This window comes from Actinomadura sp. SCN-SB (genome assembly GCF_043906805.1).
GTDB lineage: Bacteria > Actinomycetota > Actinomycetes > Streptosporangiales > Streptosporangiaceae > Spirillospora.
The window spans coordinates 1-440 of record NZ_JBIMPP010000202.1 but is presented as its reverse complement, the minus strand read 5'-3'; the positions used below and the strand labels follow the sequence as shown (position 1 = coordinate 440).

Here is a 440-nt window from a genome sequence, read left to right as displayed (position 1 = left end):
GATCACGATCAGGCGCTGAAGGTCCGCGCGGTACTCGCCGGGGACCTTCTGCCAGACCGGTTCGCCCTTGTGCTGGCCGAAGGCGATCCGCCGATCCTTGTTGCGCTCGGCCAGGAAGATGCCCCACCGGTAGTCGCGCATCGCCACGTGCGCGAAATGCGCCCACCCTTCGCGGCCGACGTTGACCGCGGTGCGCAGGTAGACGTCCTGGGTGGGCAGGGACGGGCCCATCGAGTCCCACCAGGACAGGAAGTTGGGCTGCCAGGACTCCAGCGCCCGCTGCAACCTCCGGTCCTCGTGCAGGTCGACGTTGTTCGGGATCTTTTCGGAGTAGTCCGCGGTGATCGTCATGCTCAGACTCGCTTCTTGTCGAAGTCGGCGCGCTGCCCGGTGCCGTACTTGCGCAGCGCGCCCTCGGCGCCGGAGGCGTTGGGACGGTA

Annotated in this window: 1 pseudogene; it reads right to left on the bottom strand. The window is 67.5% G+C overall.

What is annotated here, in order from left to right:
* Positions 1 to 351 (bottom strand): annotated as a pseudogene (locus tag ACGWYJ_RS39050) (benzoyl-CoA 2,3-epoxidase subunit BoxB); the annotation flags it as partial.
* Positions 352 to 440 lie beyond the last annotated feature (89 nt).